The following is an 18,354-nucleotide window of genomic DNA, read 5'->3' as shown; positions in this document are numbered from 1 at the left end:
TTCTCCTCTTTCTTTTTTTTGCTTAACTTGATAAGAAATTATTCATTTTTTGAATATCTTGACAAAAATAAAATTCTAAACAAAAACATACTTTTATGCAAATAACAGCAGCCTATACAGATTTATACCAACTTACTATGGCTCAGGTATATTTTAACACCAAACCTGACGGAAAAGCAGTTTTTGACTATTATTATAGAAGCAACCCTTTTAAAGGTGGATATGCTATTTTTACTGGACTTGAAGATGTATTGAATATTCTTGAAAACTTTAAATTTTCAGCTTCAGACTTAAAATATTTAGAGCAACACGGTTTCGAACAAGCTTTTTTAGATTATCTGAAAGACTTTAAGTTCAACGGAACTATTAATTCTAGTAAAGAAGGGGATGTGGTTTTTCCTAATCGTCCAATTCTTCAGGTTGAAGCAAATATTATTGAAGCTCAAATTATTGAAACCGTTTTACTAAACATATTAAACTTTCAAACTCTAATAGCTACCAAGGCTAGCAGAATTCGTTATAGTGCTCAAAACGAAACCCTATTAGATATGGGACTTCGTCGTGCGCATGCAACTGGAGGTTATTATGCATCAAGAGCTGCAGCTATTGGCGGATTTGACGCAACAAGTAATGTTATAGCTGCCGAAGATTATGGAATTCCATCCTCTGGAACTATGGCGCATTCCTTCATTCAAAGTTATGAAGATGAGTTAAAGGCTTTTCAAGATTTTGCTCAGCACCGACCAAAAAACTGTGTATTGTTAATTGATACTTACAACACTTTAAAAAGTGGATTACCTAAAGCTATTCAAGTTGCTAAGGAAATGGAAAGTAGAGGAGAGCAGTTAATGGGAGTGAGGCTGGATAGTGGAGATTTAGCTTATTTAGCTAAAAAAACACGTAAAATGTTAGACGAAGCCAATTTACAATATGTGAAAATCGTGGTTTCTAATCAGTTAGATGAATACGTTATAAAAAGTTTGAAGGAGCAGGGGGCACCAATAGATATTTACGGAGTTGGAACCAACCTAGTTACCGGTAAACCAGATGCTTCTTTTGGAGGAGTATATAAACTTTCGGAATACAATGGAGCGCCTAGAATTAAACTTTCAGAAAATTTAATTAAAGTTTCGCTACCATATAAAAAGCAAGTGTATAGAATGATAGATGAAAATGGGAAATTCTACGGAGCAGATGCTGTTGGACTTTTTAAAGAAGGAACTTTAGACGAGATGGTTCACCCATTCGATATTAATAAGAGTTTAAATCTTGAAAGATTTACCCATGAGCCTTTATTAGAAAAAGTTATGGAAAACGGAAAAAGAATTACTCCTTCAAGAACCGTTACAGAAATTGCTGCATATTCAAAATCTAGATTAGAACAACTTCCATTAGAATACAAACGTTTCCAAAACCCACATATTTATAAAGTTGGTTTAAGTAATACTTTAAAACAAGAGCGAGACGAACTATTAAAAAAGCATAAATATTAAAATATGAAAGCGCTTATTATAATTGATGTACAGAATGATTTTATTCCTGGCGGCTCCCTTCCAGTTCCTAATGGAGATAAGATTGTTCCTGTTATTAATCGTATACAAGATACATTCGATTTAGTTATTGCAAGTCAAGATTGGCATCCGCAAGATCATGTGAGTTTTGCTTCCAATCATAAAGGAAAATCGGTTTTTGATGAAATCGAACTTCATGGTAAGCCGCAAACTCTTTGGCCAGACCATTGTGTTCAAGGCACACAAGGAGCAGAGTTTCATCCAGATTTAAATACAGATAAATGGGAAACCATTTTCAGAAAAGGAACCGATAAGTCCATTGATAGTTATAGTGCCTTTTATGATAACGGACATTTGAAATCTACAGGTCTAACAGGTTATTTAAAAGAAAAAGGAGTTTCTGAGGTTTACCTTTGTGGTTTAGCCGGAGATATTTGCGTGTATTTTTCAACTATGGATGCTTTAGAAGAAGGTTTTACTTGTTTTTTTATAGAAGATGCTTCACAAGCATTAGATGCTGAAGCATTCAAGTCGCTTAAAAAGAAATTGATAGACAAAGGTGTTCAAATTGTTAATTCAGAATTTTTTTTATAGGCTATCAAAAAAATCAAAATCCTCTAGCTTTGCCTGTATTATTAAATACAATATATATCAAACTTGAAATTAATAGTAATAGTATATACCATGTATTTGTTACTAGTTCAAAATATGTGATATCTCCTTTAGCGAAGCTTAATATCATTAAAACCTGAGCACCATAAGGTAAAACTCCTTGTATAATACAGGCAAAAATATCTAATAAGGAAGCAGTTTGTTTATTTTCAAGATTGTATTGGTCATTAATAGACTTTGCTATAGGTCCTGAAATAATAATAGAAACAGTATTATTAGCAATAGCCAAATTTACAGTCGATACCAAAGCACTAATTCCAAACTGTGCTGATTTCTTATTTTTTATAAATCCTTTTATTTTTATTAAAATATATTCTATTCCTCCATTATATGTTACTAAAGCGGCTAAGCCACCAGTTAATAAAGACAATAGAAAAATTTCTGTCATATTTTGAAATCCTACAAAACTAGTTTGTGTAAACTCTAAAACAGTGAAATCCTTGTAAATTACCCCTAATACTCCGGCAGAAATTATACCTAAAAACAAAGTAGAAAAAACGTTTATGCCTTTGATAGATAAAGTTAACACTAGTATATATGGGAATATCTTTATCAAGGAATAGGAGTGGTTTATTCTATCAGATGTAATTGTATCTAAGGTAAATGCTTTATAAATAAGAATACCTATAGTTACAAGTGCTGCGGGTAAGGCAATTTTTATATTTGCCTTGAATTTATCACTCATTTTAACCTGTAAGGATTGTGTGGCGGCTATGGTTGTATCAGATATTACGGATAAATTATCTCCAAACATGGCACCTCCTAATAATGCTCCACATAAAATACTTAAAGACAAGCCTTCCGTTTCAGCAAAACCCATTACAATTGGAGATAAAGCAACAATGGAACCAACAGATGTTCCTGTGGAAACGGATAAAAATGCAGAGATAACAAATACACTGAAATATAGATACTGGCTGCTTATTAGTTCTAATCCAAAGTTTACAATAGCGTCTACACTTCCGGTAGCTTTTGTGACTTCAGCAAATGCACCAGCAAGTAAATAAATTAAGCACATGGTTAATATTTTGTGATCGCCACATCCATCAAGAAGAACCTTTATTTTAGTATGGATAGATTGTTTAAAAAGTACAAATGCTACAGCTATACCTGATATTACAGCAATAGGAGCGGGTAGTGCATAAAAGTCCTCTTGAATAATTCCAACACTTAAAAAAGTGAAAATGAATATTAAAAAAGGAATTAAAGCTTTAAATGTAGGTTTGTTTGAGCTTGTTTGCATCGTCTATCTGTTTATTTACAGAATCGCAGAAAGAGAAAATTAGCAAATATTAGGAATGCTTAACGTTTTTTCCAAAGTATTTGGCTTATCGTTTTAGCACCTTGCTCGTTATGCAGGTTGCTATCTCCTTTTGAGATTCTTGATAATTTAGTTTGCAAACTTAGTAGATATTTTAATATCTAAAAAGAAAAATTTATCTTTATTAAAATCCTAATTTGTTTATAGACTTTAATAAATAACTATTAGAGATATTTCTTCTCAAAACAAAGAGTTACTTTTGTGCTCTTTTTAATATTATGGCAAAATTAGACGAAAACGGATTAACAAAAGCTGCACGTACCTTACTACTTGTGGGGGTTTTGTTTGTAGCAATAAACTTAAGACCAGCACTTTCAAGTATTGGTCCATTGATTGACATGATTCGTCAAGATGTTGGACTCTCAGATACTTTATTAGGTCTACTAACAACCTTACCATTAATTGCTTTTGGAGTAGTTTCTACCATAACGCCATTGTTCACAAAGCGTTTCGGAATAGGTAATACACTTTTAGGAGCGTTAATTACACTTGCTACCGGGATTATTATCCGTTCTCTCGGAGGAGTTTTTGAACTATACTTAGGAACTATTTTATTAGGTATTGCAATTGCTTTTGGTAATGTGTTGATTCCTGCATTAATTAAAAGGAACTTTCCTCATAAAGCAGGGTTTGTTACAAGTTTGTACTCTGGAGTTATGTCTTTAGGAGCTGCATTTGCAGCTGGCTTAAGTGTTCCTTTAGCAGTTGAGTTTAATTTAGGTTGGCGTGGATCCTTAGTATCTTGGTCTGTTTTGGCTATACTAGCCATTATTATTTGGATTCCTAATATCAAGCGTATTAATCGTACACCACCAAGCAGGAGTTTTAAAGAGGCAATGAAAAAACTGAGTGGCACATTGTTGGTATGGAAATTAGCACTTTATATGGGACTTCAGTCTTTAGCTTTTTATGTGATTTTAGCTTGGTTACCAGCAATTTTAATTGATAGAGGTTATGACGAAGCTTATGCCGGATGGATGCTTTCCTTATCTCAAGGAACAGGAATCCTAGGAGCTATTATAATTCCAGTTTGGGCAGGTTCAAGAAAAGATCAACGATTGGTAATTGTGTCTTTAATTGTTATTGAAATATTAGCTTTTATTGGTTTAATGTTTCCAGAATTAGGAATGGTAGAATTGTGGATTGGCTTAATAGGAATGGTTCTTGGCGGTACATTTGGATTGGCTTTATTGCTTATCGTATTACGAGCTAAAGATTCTGAAACAGCTGCAGAACTTTCTGGAATTGTTCAGTCTATTGGCTATTTTATTGCTGCAACAGGACCGTTTATTGTTGGGATGATTTATGACCTTACACACGTTTGGAATTACGCATTAATATTATTAGTTGGCGTTTCGGTTCTTAAGCTTATAATGGGAATAGACGTTGGAAAAGACAAAAAGATTTAACTTCAAAACAATTAATAAAACTAATTAATTCCTTTAATTTTGTTATGCGCTAAAGCCTAACAATTAGCATAGTCAAGCAAATGAAATCTAAAACTCCGCTATTAATCATTGCATCTTTTTTTTCTATTTATGTTATATGGGGTTCTACCTATTTATTAAATAAAATTGCTGTAATGCAATTACCTCCATTTCAAGTTGGTGCAATACGATTTTTGGTTGCAGGTATATTGATATTTATTATAGCCAAGTTTTCAGGTTATTCCTTAAAAATTACTAGAAAACAGTTAATGAATACGTGCATCGCAGGATTTTTGTTTTTGGCAGGAGGGAACGGAATTTTAGTTTGGGCTTTAAAATATGTAGATAGTGGACTAGCTGCTTTAGAAATATCTGCCCAACCTTTAGTCGTAATTATTCTTTTAAGATTGATAGATGGTAAGAAAATAAAAGCAATGTCTGTTATTGGAGTGATACTTGGTATAATTGGAATTTACTTACTGATTAGTCAAAAGCAATTAATTAGCAGTGAAGATACAGTTGTAGGTTTAATCATGATTTTCTTCTGTATGCTAAGCTGGGCATTCGGGAGTATTTTTGTTTCTAAAGCAGATTTACCATCCAACTTCTTTATAAATACCGGTTATCAAATGATATCTGGAGGAATTTTTATACTTATAGGAAGTTTTGCAGTAGGGGAGCAATGGATTGGTTTTAGTTCGTGGAAACAAGAGGTGCAACTTTCAATGCTTATTTTAGTTGTATTTGGTAGTATTGTCGCATTTACTTCTTTCAACTATTTACTACGAGTAGTTTCACCAGAAAAAGTAGCAACATCCACCTATGTAAATCCACTTATAGCTTTACTTTTAGGGTGGTATTTCTTAGAGGAATCTATTACAACACAATCTATAGTTGCTGCAGGAGTCTTGCTAACCGGCGTTTATTTTATAAATACTAAAAAGATGCTAACCATTTTTAATAGATTTAAAAAAGAAGCTTAATTCATTCTGATTGGCTTATAATTTTGTTTTGAAGCTTGATTCAATATAAAATGAAATTCAGAGTCTTTTTATATTATGTAAAATAGAATATTTATATTTTTTACAGATATGAAAACAACAGACTGGGATATTTTACTTAATATGGAATTATAGCTAGACTTATTAATTATTCTAGCATAGACATAAATAGCTTTCATAATTACTCGATATAAGTATAATAACGTTAAATCTTAAATTATATAATTTATTGCTAAATACGCTATTCGATAATTATAAGTAAATGTATTATAATTAATATTATGTAAAATAGGATATTTCACTTACTTCATATTGATATAGATTTGTAAATTTGTAAAATACCTGTTAATTATTAGCCTATTCCTATACCTTGAAGTATTTTTACATTTAAACAAAATTTTATGGAAAACTTAAAACATATTCTTTATGATTATTTATTAACGCTTGGTGTTAATGAAATTATTGCAGAATATCTCAATATGCTTGGCTTGTTAATAGTATTACTAATTCTAATTACTATAATTGATTATGTTCTTAGAAAAATAATAATTAACTCTTTTAATGTAATTGCTCTTAAATCTAAAACTAGATTTGATAATATTTTAGTACATAATAAAGCTCCTAGAAATATTGCGCACATATTCCCTTTGTATCTTGCTATAAAGGCAATTCCTATAATTTTTAAAGATTTTCCGGACTTTGGTTTAATTATAAAAACCGGACTTCAAGTATTTGGTGTGATTCTTTCGCTATGGATTGCTAGATCTGTTTTACACTCTCTAAAAGATTATTTAAAAACTATTCCTAGATTTAAAGATAAGCCTATTGATAGCTATATCCAGGTCTTTATGATTTTTGCATGGGTTATCGGAATCTTTATGATTTTTGCTATTGTTAGTGGTATCTCCTTTTGGGAGTTTATAACAACTATTGGTGCGGGTTCTGCAATTATAATTCTGGTTTTTAGAGATAGTATTCTAGGTTTTGTTGCTAGTATACAGGTTACTGTAAATGATATGGTTAGAATTGGTGACTGGATAACTTTTGAAAAATATGGTGCAGATGGAGATGTTACAGAAATAAACCTTTCTACCGTAAAAGTTCAGAATTTCGATAAAACCACTACTACTATTCCAACCTATGCCCTTATCTCCGACTCTTTTAAAAACTGGCGTGGAATGAGTGATTCTGGTGGTAGACGTATTAAAAGATCTATAATAATTAAGGCTTCAAGTGTGCATTATCTAACAGATGATGATGTAGAAAACTTAAAAAAAATACAGTTAATATCTGACTATTTAACAGATAGAAAAAATGATATAGATAAGTATAATCATCAAAATGAAATAGATAAATCTGTATTAATTAACGGTCGAAATCTTACGAATTTAGGAGTTTTTAGAAAGTATATTCAATCCTATATTGAAAATCATTCTGCTATAAACAAGGATATGACTATTATGACACGTCAATTAGCTCCTACTTCTCAAGGGTTGCCTCTTGAAATTTATGCCTTTAGTAGCGATAAACGTTGGGTTAACTATGAGTATATTATTTCAGATATATTCGATCATAGCTTAGCTGCTGTTCCTTATTTCGATTTAGAGCTATTCGAGTTGCCTACAGAAATCACAAATAAAGCTAAGTAACACATAGTGTTATAAACTAAAAAAGCTTCTTATTTCAAAATAAGAAGCTTTTATTATATAGTGTGATAAAGGATTACTTAACTAAAGTAACTTTTACTGCGTTCATTCCTCGTTGTCCCTTTTCTAATTCAAAAGAAACTCTATTGCCTTCAACTATTTCATCTCTTAAACCACTAACGTGGCAAAAGTATTTTTCATTGTTTTCTCCGTCAATAATAAATCCGAAACCTTTTGAGCTATCGAAAAAAGAAACTGTTCCAGTTCTAACTGGGTCAAATGCTTCTCTATCTTCGTCTGTAGTTTTTGGAATACTAACTTCGATATTGGCAGCTTTTACTTTAACTTTTAAAGCAGGATCTGGTGGAGTATCCGTTAAATTACCATTATGGTCTACATAAGCAAACTGAATTCCATCTGTTCCGTTTTCTTCTTTTTCAGCCTTTCGGGCCTCCATTTTTTTACGTTTATCTTCTCTTTTCTTTAAACGCTTTTTTTCCTTTTCACTTTTGTTAAATGTCTGTTGTGATTTTGCCATTAATTAATATAAAATATATTTTTACTTGTTATTAGTCCCAAAGATATTGAATTTCAAGGTCGAAAGCAAGAATAACAGCCTACAATTGATTTAGTACAAGGAATAATTCTTAAAATGGCAAGCTTTTTAAATCCACATTTCCGCCAGAAATAATAATTCCAATGCTTTTATTAGAAAAGTGTTTTTTGTTCTTTAAAACAGCTGCTAAAGCCACAGCGCTAGATGGTTCTACAACTATTTTAAGTCGTTGGTAAATTAATTTCATCGCTTCAAGTATCTCTACTTCTTCCACACAAACAATTTCTTCAACAAACTCCCGAATTATCGGAAAATTTATATCTCCTAATTGTGTTCTTAGTCCGTCTGCAATGGTGTTTGTAGTGTTATTCGATTCAATTTTGCCACTTTTTAAAGACCTATACGCATCATTTACTTCTATAGGTTCTCCTCCAAAAGCTTTACAATTTCTACCAAACAATGAGGCACTTAAAGCAGTTCCTGCAAGTAAGCCTCCTCCTCCAACCGGAGCAACAATAAAGTCTAAATAATCGTGCTCTTCAATAAGCTCATAACATGCGGTAGCATTTCCGTAAATAACATCTAAGTCGTTAGAAGGATGTATAAAAGTAGCACCTATTTCTTTTATTATATTTTCGGTAGCTACTTCCCTTGCTTCTATTGTAGATGCACATAAAGTAATTTTTCCGCCATAAGCTAAAACAGCGTCTTTTTTTACCTGTGGCGCATTTTCAGGCATAACTATATGTGCTGAAATCCCTATTTGTTTTGCCGCTAATGAAACTGCTTGGGCAAAATTTCCAGAAGAATGTGTAACCACTCCTCTACTTTTTTGCACATCACTTAATTGCAGTACAGCATTTAATGCTCCTCGCATTTTAAAAGCTCCCATTTTTTGAAAATTCTCACATTTAAAATAGAGATTAGCTCCTGCAATTGCATTTAAACCTTCAGAAGTTAACACAGGTGTATTATGAATATATGGCGTAATTCTTTTATAACTAGATAATATGGCTTCTTTGTGTTGCATGCTTTATTTAAAAGTGAAATATACTAATTCTTTTAACCGATAGAACTATAAAAAAAAGCTAAAATTATGTATTTTGCACTTTAAATTAATCCATAAATGAAAGTCTGTATTGCCGAAAAACCTAGTGTTGCTAGAGAGATTGCCTCTGTATTGGGAGCAAACTCTAAACGTGATGGCTATTATGAAGGAAACGGCTATGCTGTAACTTATACTTTCGGGCACTTATGTACTTTAATGGAGCCTAACGACTATAAACCTCATTGGAAAAGTTGGGATCTTAATAACTTACCCATGCTACCAGAAAAATTCAAAACCAAAGTGGTAGCTAATTCTGGAATTAAAAAACAGTTTAATATTGTAAAAAGTCTTTTTGATAAAGCAGAACTTGTTATAAACTGCGGGGATGCTGGTCAAGAAGGAGAACTTATTCAACGTTGGGTTTTAGATCAGGCAAATTATAAAGGAGAAGTAAAACGCCTTTGGATATCGTCGCTTACTACAGAAGCTATTAAGGAGGGTTTTGAAAATTTAAAACCTTCTGAAAACTATGATAACTTATATTATGCGGGATTTTCTCGTGCTATTGGCGATTGGCTTTTAGGAATGAATGCCACCAGATTATATACCGTAAAACATGGTGGATATAAACAAGTTTTATCTGTTGGAAGAGTGCAAACTCCTACTCTAGCTATGGTTGTTAATCGTTTTAAGGAAATTGAAAACTTTAAACCACAGCCATATTGGGAACTTCAAACCATGTATCGTGATACTTTATTTAGTTACGAGGAAGGTAGATTTCTGAAAATGGAAGACGGAGAGGTTTTAGCTAATAAAGTAAAAGAAGCTCCTTTTGAAATTGTTTCTATTACAAAGAAAAAAGGAACAGAATATGCTCCGAAACTTTTTGATTTAACTGGCCTACAGGTTTATTGTAATACGAAATTTGGGTTTTCAGCAGACGAAACTTTAAAAATAGTACAGAAGCTTTACGAACAAAAAGTGGTTACCTATCCTAGAGTAGATACTACTTTTCTTCCAAACGATGTGTATCCTAAAGTAGCAGGGATTCTTCAGAATCTTACTAATTATGCTGCTTTAACACAGCCACTTCTTGGAAAGAAAATTAAAAAATCTTCTAAAGTTTTTAACGATAAAAAAGTAACCGATCACCATGCTATTATTCCAACAGGAATTCAAATAAATCTACAATATAATCAGCAACAAGTGTATGATATTATTGTAAAACGTTTTATTGCTGTTTTTTATGATGATTGTTCTGTATCCAATACCACAGTAATTGGTAAGGCAACAGATGTTCATTTTAAAACTACCGGAAAAGAGATATTAAAAAAAGGTTGGCGAGTTGTTTTTGAATCTGATAAAACCGATTCTAAAAAATCGAAGGAATCTGGAATTCTTCCAACATTCGAAAAAGGCGAACAAGGACCTCATGAGCCATCTTTTTTAGAAAAACAAACCAAGCCACCAAAACAATATACGGAAGCTTCTCTCCTACGCGCAATGGAAACTGCCGGGAAACAAGTAGATGATGATGAACTACGAGAATTAATGAAGGAAAACGGAATAGGAAGACCTTCTACTCGTGCCAATATTATTGAAACGCTTTTTAAACGTAAATATATCAAGCGTAATAAAAAACAGATTTTACCAACTACTACGGGTATTCAGTTGATTGATACGATTCAGAATGAATTATTAAAATCGGCAGAACTTACTGGTTCTTGGGAAAAACAGTTAAAAGACATTGAAAAAGGAGAATATAGTGCTAGTCTTTTTATAAGAAACATGAAGCAAATGGTAGATAGATTGGTGTACGAAGTTCGTAGCGAAACCAAACGAGCTAATATTAGTTATGCTACTACCGTTCAAAAAACAAAAGCAAAAAAAGTAAGTAAGAAAACGACTGGTATTACAGATGAAAATTGCCCTAAATGCAAGCAAGCTAAGCTAATTAAAGGAAAGTCTGCCTATGGCTGTGCAGCCTATACTTCAGGTTGTAAGTTTGTTTTACCATTTACATATAAAGGCAAAAAGATTTCTGAAAAACAATATATTAGACTGTTGCAAAAGGGATCTACTGTTAATTTGAAAGGTTTTAAAACCGAAAACGGATCTGTTCAAGGTTTACTCCGATTTGATGATAATTTTAATTTAGTTTTAGAGCCTAAAAAATCTGCAAAAGCAAAAGTTCCAGATACATTAACTTGTCCTAAGTGTAAAAAAGGAACCGTTATAAAAGGAAAATCGGCTTATGGTTGTTCGGAGTATAAATCTGGGTGTAATTTTGTTTATTCTTTTGACGACCTACGTAAAGCAGCTGGAGATCAAAAATTAACCAAAGAATTGGTATTTAAAATCCTAAGTAAATAGAAGTTTTCTACTTACTTAGGATTTAATATTTAAAGGAAAATAAGTGCTAGCTTATTCTGCTGGACGACCATGAATTTCTTCAAACATGGTGTCAAAATTATCTCGGATATAAGCACGTAATTTTAATCTGTAATCGTTTTTCAACCATTCAACAAAGTTAAAAGTACTCTTACTTATACACTTCGTATATCTTCCAATTCTGTAATCTATATCGTCTCCTAACATTTTAGCTAAACCTAAGGCATCGTAAACATCTTCCGAATTTTCGATACATATTTTAGCATGATGATGTATAGATCTTTCTAATACTACTTTTGAAGATTCTCCTGCTTTAATAGAATCTATATATGTTTTTTTGATATCGAAATATACATCTTCAGAATTTGAAAATTCAGAACGAATATGTTCTGGCATTTCATATCTGAAATTTTCTTCAATATCCTCATCTGTTATTAGTCCGTCTAAATAGAAGTTAGGTGTTCTAAATATACGTTGCCAATCAAGATCTGCTCCCCACGGACCAAAGCGGTGAAGGTTATTACCTAAATCAATTACTTGGAAGGTAGATTTGTTCTTTAAAATACGAGAACCTCTACCAATCATTTGATAGTAAAGTGTTAACGACTTTGTGGCTCTATTTAAAATGATACACTCTACAGTAGGTTCATCAAAACCAGTAGTTAAGATGCTTACCGATGTTAAAATAGCATCAGGCGTTTCTTTAAACCACTTTAATATTGCTTTACGTTCTTTTTTTGTATTCGTATTATCTAGATGTGCAACTGGGTAACCTGCTCTTTTAAAGGTGTCATATACATGTAAAGATGTATTAATACCGTTGTTGAAGATTAAAGTTTTCTTTCCTTTACAACGTTCTTCATAAGCTTGAATAAGCTTAGAAAGCATATCTGAATTTGTATATAAATCTTCTGAAGATTTTACAGTATAATCTCCGTTAGCACCAACAACTAATGATGTTAACCCAACATTGTAAGAATAAATTTCAGCACGTGCTAAGAATTTACTTTCAATAAGATGTTCAATAGTTTCACCAACAATAAGTTCGTCGTAATTATCATTCATCGGAAGCTTAATATTAGAACTCAAAGGTGTTGCTGTAACTCCTAATATGAAAGACTTTTCAAAGAATTTAAAAAGTTTTGTAAAGGAATTGTAATGTGCCTCATCAATAATCACTAGCCCGATATCTGAAATATCTAATTTGTCTTCTTGTAGTCTGTTGTTTAAGGTTTCAACCATTGCAACAAAACAACTATACTGACTCTGATCGTCTAGATTCGCTTTACTACTTACAATTTTATTTTCTACACCAAATTCAGTAAGCATTTTAGAAGTTTGCTTACATAATTCAATACGGTGCGTCATCACTAAAACTTTCTTTTTGTGATGCTTTAAGTATTGTCTAACTATTTCAGAGAAAATAACTGTTTTTCCTCCACCAGTAGGTAATTGATATAGTAAGTGATAATCTTCTGGAGAGTCTTCAAAGGCCTTAAATATTTTGTTAATAGCTCCTTTTTGATAGCTATAAAGGTCTTTTCCTGCTTTAGTTTCTTCGGATTCTGTTGTAATAATAGTGTTGCTCATAATGTTTTAAGATTGTGCAAAAATAGCAACTTTTTACTGTTTATGAAGAGTATTTTACAGGGAATATTGAAAATACTTGAAAACTACTCCTTTATGATGATAATTGTAGCTTTAACCCCTTTAGCTAAGTTCCATTGGTTACCAGAAATAATATTTCCGAAGTCATCTATAATTTGAAACTCTGCAGTGTTTGGTGCAACTTGTCCGGTATCTAAAGCATAGAAATCAATTTTATTGATTCCTTCAGCTAATTTAAATTTGAAACCAGTATAACTAGGAGTTAGTAATACTGAAGGTTTCACTACATCATCATTAACAAAAACACGAATATGGTCTCCATCAAAAGCGCCATGATCTCGGTATGCAATATCAATATGATCTGATTTTGTAGTGAAATCGCCAAAGAATTGCGTGGTAGTGCTTCCACGATATTGCTGTTCTTTTCTCATTTCCGTATAGCTTGCGTGTTTTTTTATACGGTCTTTGTATAATTCTCCAGGATCACCAAAGTTTTCTTGATTAAACATCGAAAATTCTTCTTTAGGTAATTCTAATTTTTGTTGTTGTTTTGGAACAGACATCCCATTGATATTATCTTCTTTAGGAATAACAAATCCTTGGTTGTCTATAGGCTTTCCTTCTTCTTCAACCTCTTGTTCAATCTCTCCTTCATCACTTTCAACAACAGGAATAGCAATAGATTTTTGCTCGTTGTCTATTTGTGCGTGTAAAGTGAAACTGAAAAAAAATATTAGTCCAAAAAAAAGTAATCGCATAATTTATAGAATATTTCTACTCACTGTTTTCAAAAATCGTACCTAAGTTTCAATTTTCCTATTTTAAAGGAGGCTTTTTAAAATTTTTAACTTTTCAACAGAAAAATGATTAGTTTTTTTAAAAATTTATAACTGCTTATATAAAAAAAAAGTCTAGCTTTTACACTAGACTTTCTTTGTTGTTATTTTTTTATTCCTTCTAAATCTAGAAGGAAGCTATAAGTTAGCGCTAATCGTTTATAGCGCTCAAAACGACCAGATGCACCTCCGTGACCAGTTTCCATATTACAATCCATGATAAGAAGATTGTCGTCTGTTTTTAGCTCACGTAATTTGGCAATCCATTTAGCTGGCTCCCAATATTGCACTTGGCTATCCCAGTATCCTGTAGTAATTAATAAATTAGGATAATCTTTAGCTTCAATATTATCATAAGGAGAATAAGACATCATATAATCGTAATATTCTTTTTCTTTCGGATTACCCCACTCATCAAATTCGAAAGTTGTTAGTGGAATAGTTTCATCTAACATTGTAGAAACTACATCTACAAAAGGTACAGCTGCTACAACACCATTCCATAATTCTGGTTTCATATTGATGATTGCTCCCATTAATAATCCTCCAGCGCTTCCGCCATAAGCATATAATTGTTTGCTGTTTGTATAGCCTTCTTCAATTAAAAACTCACCACAATCAATAAAGTCTGTAAAAGTGTTTTTCTTCTTTAAAAGTTTACCATCTTCATACCAATCACGTCCCATTTCTTGTCCACCACGAACATGCGCAATAGCGTAAACGAAACCTCTATCTAATAAACTTAATCGCGTAGAGCTAAAGTTAGGGTCTGTACTACTTCCGTAAGATCCATAAGCATAAAGCAATAATGGGTTTTTTCCGTTTTTCTCTAATCCTTTTTTATAAACGATAGAAACAGGCACTTTTGTTCCGTCTTTTGCAGTAGCAAATTTACGTTCTGAAACGTAGTTTTCTGTTGAAAAATTAGGGTCTAAAACTTCTTCTTGTTTTAAAACTTTAGAAGTTTTAGTGTTCATATCATATTCGTAATTGGTAAAAGGAGTTGTTAATGACGAATAATTGAAACGCAATAAATCTGTATCAAAGTCTATGTTAGAAGTTGTATACGCTACATAAGCAGGGTCATTAAAAGGTATGTAATGCTCCTCACCTTTCCAGCTATTAACTCGAATATGCATTAAACCATTTTTACGTTCTTCAAGAACTAAATAATTTTTAAATAGTTCTACACCTGCTAAGTAAACCTCTTTATTATGAGGAATAACATCTACCCAGTTTTCTTTGGTTGTTTTGTTAAGTGGCGTTTTAACTAAACGGAAGTTATTTGCATCTAGATTGGTGCGAATATAAAAGTGGTCAGCATAATGATCTACCGAATATTCTAAATCTTTTTCTCTTGGTTGCACAATTTTCCAATCTCCATTTGGGGTGTTTGCATCTAAATATTGAATTTCAGTTGAAAGCGTTTGGAAGCTTCCTATGAATAAATAAGCATTCGATTTAGATTTCCATACACCACATCTAAAGGTTTCGTCTTTTTCTTCGTAAACCAAAACATCTTCTGATTGGTCTGTTCCTAAAGTGTGTTTAAAAATTTTATTTTGTCTTAAAGTTTCAGGATCCTTAGTGGTATAAAAAACTGTTTTATTGTCATTTGCCCAAACTGCAGAACCACCTGTATTACTCAGTTTGTCTGATAAAAGTTCTCCTGTTTTTAAATCTTTAAAATAGATAGTGTATTGACGTCTTGAAATAGTGTCAATACCAAAAGCCATTAGTTCGTTATTAGGACTAACACTACGTGAACCAATGCCGTAATAGGCATGACCTTTTGCCATTTTTGGACCGTTAAGGATGATTTCTTCCTTAGTGTCCTCCCCTACTATTGTTCTACAAAATAAAGCGTAATCTTCTCCCTCTTCATAACGCACATAGTAAGAATATCCGTTGTCTGTTACAGGAACCGAAGCATCGTCTTTTTTTATTCTATTAACCATTTCGTCATAAAGCTTTTGTTGCAATTGCTCTGTATGACTCATTGTTTTAGTTAAAAACTCATTTTCAGCTTTTAGGTAATCTAAAACATCTTGCGTTTGCGCATCTGGTGTTTCTGCATTTTTTTGTTCGTCACTTAAACGCATCCAAAAGTAATTGTCTGTACGAGTTTCGCCATGGGCAACTAAGTCTTTAGGAATCTTTTTAGCAACTGGAGCATCTACATTATTGGTTGCCGTTTGCTTTTCTTCCATTTTACAGCTGGTAGCAACTAAAGCTAATACACAAAGTGTATACATTGTTTTTTTCATAATATGTTTATTGAATATGTTACTTAGAAACTACTAGTACTCTAATAATTTTAATAATTCGCCTTCAAATTTATCTCTTGATAAATACTGGTCTTCAAGCTGGTTGATGAATGGAATTGGTGTTTCCATACTAGCTACACGTTTTACTGGAGCATCTAGTTGTTCGAAACAGTTTTCCATAATTAATGCAGAAATATCACTAGCAATTCCACCAAATAAAGAATCCTCTTGTAAGATGATAGCTTTTCCTGTCTTTTTAACTGAAGCATAAATAGCATCGGTGTCTAAAGGTTGCAGCGAGCGTAAATCAATAAGGTCTGCTTGAATATCTTCGTGCTTATCTAATGTTTTTAGTGCCCAATGAACAGCTGCACCATAAGCAATTATAGTAATGTCATTTCCTTCTCTTAAGAGAGAAGCTTTACCAAGTGGCAAGGTGAAATAATCTGTTGGTACTTCTTGACGAATGCTTCTGTATAGAGCTTTATGCTCGAAGAATAATACAGGATTCGGGTCGTTAATTGCTGAAGCTAAAAGTCCTTTAGCATCATAAGGGAAAGCAGGATATACTACTTTTAATCCAGGTGTTTTTGTAAACCAAGCTTCATTTGTCTGACTATGAAAAGGTCCTGCAGCAACTCCTGCTCCGCAAGGCATTCTTACAACAACATCTGCATTTTGGTTCCATCTATAATGTGATTTTGCTAAATAGTTTACTACCGGGTTAAATCCTGAAGTAACAAAATCTGCAAACTGCATTTCTACAACACTTTTCATACCTGCTATAGAAAGTCCCATTCCTGTTTCAACAATTGCAGACTCACAGATTGGTGTATTTCTAACTCTATCTTTACCAAAGGCATCTACAAAACCATCTGTTATTTTGAAAACTCCACCATAATCTGCAATATCTTGCCCCATAATAACTAAGTCATCGTGGCGCTCCATGCTTTGCTTTAAACCTTGAGAAATCGCATCGATTAAACGAATTTCTTCTGTAGTACTATTAGGTGTAACTTCTTGGTATGTGTGGTTTTGATAAACATCATTTAACTCTTCTGTTTCAGAAGGAACAATAGGTTTTTCTGCTTCTGCTTCGGCTAGAGCATTATCAATTTCAGTTTTAATTTCAGCTCTAAACTTCTCGTCTAAAGCTTCTGTTAGAATACCGTTTTCAAATAAGAAACTTTTATAGTTATCTAAAGGATCTTTCTTTGCCCAAGTGTCCATTAATTCTTGAGGAACATATTTAGTTCCGCTAGCCTCTTCGTGTCCACGCATTCTAAAAGTTTTAAACTCCAGTAAAACCGGACGAGGATTTTTACGGATATCTTCAGCAAGAACGCTTATTTTATTGTAAACCTCTAAAATATTATTTCCATCAATAATATGACTTTCCATTCCGTAACCAATAGCTCTATCTGCTAAATCCTTACAGTTGTATTGCTCACTTGTTGGTGTTGATAATCCGTAACCATTATTCTCAATACAGAATAAAACAGGTAATTGCCATACGGAAGCAACGTTTAGAGCTTCGTGGAAATCTCCTTCACTAGTACCTCCTTCTCCTGTAAATACAGCAGTTACTTGGTTTTTATTATTTAATTTACTTGCTAGTGCAATACCATCTGCAACCCCAAGTTGTGGTCCAAGATGAGAAATCATTCCAACAATATTATATTCTTGCGTCCCGAAGTGGAAACTTCTGTCTCTTCCTTTAGTAAAACCGCTTGCTTTTCCTTGCCATTGAGCAAAAAGTCGGCGTAGTGGTATTTCCCGCGTGGTAAAAACCCCTAGGTTTCTGTGCATAGGTAAGATGTATTCTTCTGTTTTCATGGCTTTTGTAACACCAACAGAAATAGCTTCTTGACCAATTCCAGAGAACCATTTTGAGATTTTTCCTTGACGTAATAAAATAAGCATTTTCTCTTCTATAAGCCTAGGCTTCAGCATGCTTGTGTATAACTCTAATAAGGTTTCATCTTTTAAACCTTCTTTTTTGTAGCTAATCATAGTTGTAGAAATTGTTTCCAATACCTTAGTTTTTATAAAACCAAAAGTAACTAATTT

General features: G+C 32.7%; 13 protein-coding genes and 1 riboswitch. Of the genes, 6 read left to right on the top strand and 7 right to left on the bottom strand.

Annotated elements, in window-relative coordinates; translation table 11 throughout:
• Positions 1-95: 95 nt before the first annotated feature.
• Together DU428_RS06200 and pncA are read left to right on the top strand one after the other, a co-directional pair.
• On the top strand, positions 96-1,493 hold the full coding sequence (locus DU428_RS06200) for a nicotinate phosphoribosyltransferase (protein WP_072349075.1): 1,398 nt from the start codon (positions 96-98) through the stop codon (positions 1,491-1,493).
• Positions 1,494-1,496: 3 nt separating this feature from the next.
• Positions 1,497-2,105, top strand: coding sequence for a bifunctional nicotinamidase/pyrazinamidase (pncA, locus tag DU428_RS06195; protein WP_113966136.1), 609 nt, complete (start codon positions 1,497-1,499; stop codon positions 2,103-2,105).
• Between the two features lie 13 nt (positions 2,106-2,118).
• Here the strand turns inward: pncA and DU428_RS06190 are convergent, their stop codons facing one another.
• Complete coding sequence (locus tag DU428_RS06190; RefSeq protein WP_113966137.1) at positions 2,119-3,426, bottom strand: Na+/H+ antiporter NhaC family protein; 1,308 nt, start codon at positions 3,424-3,426, stop codon at positions 2,119-2,121.
• Between the two features lie 55 nt (positions 3,427-3,481).
• A riboswitch (SAM-I-IV-variant riboswitch) is annotated at positions 3,482-3,577 on the bottom strand.
• A gap of 145 nt (positions 3,578-3,722) precedes the next feature.
• Here DU428_RS06190 and DU428_RS06185 point away from each other — a divergent pair.
• The 3 genes from DU428_RS06185 to DU428_RS06175 all read left to right on the top strand — a co-directional run bounded on the left by DU428_RS06185 (position 3,723) and on the right by DU428_RS06175 (position 7,581).
• Complete coding sequence (locus tag DU428_RS06185; protein WP_072349072.1) at positions 3,723-4,913, top strand: CynX/NimT family MFS transporter; 1,191 nt, start codon at positions 3,723-3,725, stop codon at positions 4,911-4,913.
• Positions 4,914-4,993: 80 nt separating this feature from the next.
• Positions 4,994-5,914, top strand: coding sequence for an EamA family transporter (locus DU428_RS06180; protein ID WP_113966138.1), 921 nt, complete (start codon positions 4,994-4,996; stop codon positions 5,912-5,914).
• Between the two features lie 419 nt (positions 5,915-6,333).
• Positions 6,334-7,581, top strand: a complete 1,248-nt coding sequence (locus DU428_RS06175; RefSeq protein WP_072349070.1) for a mechanosensitive ion channel family protein — start codon at positions 6,334-6,336, stop codon at positions 7,579-7,581.
• A 73-nt stretch (positions 7,582-7,654) separates the two neighbouring features.
• Here DU428_RS06175 and DU428_RS06170 read toward each other — a convergent pair whose 3' ends face one another.
• Together DU428_RS06170 and DU428_RS06165 are read right to left on the bottom strand one after the other, a co-directional pair.
• Positions 7,655-8,116 (bottom strand): cold-shock protein, encoded by a 462-nt coding sequence (locus DU428_RS06170; protein ID WP_072349069.1) that lies wholly within the window; start codon positions 8,114-8,116, stop codon positions 7,655-7,657.
• A 109-nt stretch (positions 8,117-8,225) separates the two neighbouring features.
• On the bottom strand, positions 8,226-9,164 hold the full coding sequence (locus DU428_RS06165; protein WP_113966139.1) for a pyridoxal-phosphate dependent enzyme: 939 nt from the start codon (positions 9,162-9,164) through the stop codon (positions 8,226-8,228).
• 96 nt (positions 9,165-9,260) lie between these two features.
• On the opposite strand from DU428_RS06165, the gene DU428_RS06160 reads away from it, so the two are divergent.
• Complete coding sequence (locus DU428_RS06160; protein ID WP_113966140.1) at positions 9,261-11,555, top strand: type IA DNA topoisomerase; 2,295 nt, start codon at positions 9,261-9,263, stop codon at positions 11,553-11,555.
• A gap of 51 nt (positions 11,556-11,606) precedes the next feature.
• Here the strand turns inward: DU428_RS06160 and DU428_RS06155 are convergent, their stop codons facing one another.
• The 4 genes from DU428_RS06155 to DU428_RS06140 all read right to left on the bottom strand — a co-directional run bounded on the left by DU428_RS06155 (position 11,607) and on the right by DU428_RS06140 (position 18,297).
• Entirely contained in the window at positions 11,607-13,163 is a 1,557-nt protein-coding gene (locus DU428_RS06155) for a DEAD/DEAH box helicase (protein ID WP_072349066.1), read from the bottom strand.
• A gap of 83 nt (positions 13,164-13,246) precedes the next feature.
• Positions 13,247-13,939, bottom strand: coding sequence for a hypothetical protein (locus DU428_RS06150; protein WP_113966141.1), 693 nt, complete (start codon positions 13,937-13,939; stop codon positions 13,247-13,249).
• Between the two features lie 182 nt (positions 13,940-14,121).
• Entirely contained in the window at positions 14,122-16,284 is a 2,163-nt protein-coding gene (locus DU428_RS13645; protein ID WP_113966142.1) for a S9 family peptidase, read from the bottom strand.
• Between the two features lie 33 nt (positions 16,285-16,317).
• Positions 16,318-18,297: an alpha-ketoacid dehydrogenase subunit alpha/beta gene (locus tag DU428_RS06140; protein WP_113966143.1), complete on the bottom strand. Its 1,980-nt coding sequence runs from the start codon at positions 18,295-18,297 to the stop codon at positions 16,318-16,320.
• Between the last annotated feature and the right edge of the window lie 57 nt (positions 18,298-18,354).

Source organism: Oceanihabitans sediminis (genome assembly GCF_003337215.1).
GTDB classification, from domain to species: Bacteria; Bacteroidota; Bacteroidia; order Flavobacteriales; family Flavobacteriaceae; genus Oceanihabitans; species Oceanihabitans sediminis.
Note: the sequence above shows the minus strand (reverse complement) of the source record. Positions and strands in the feature narration are given on the sequence as shown.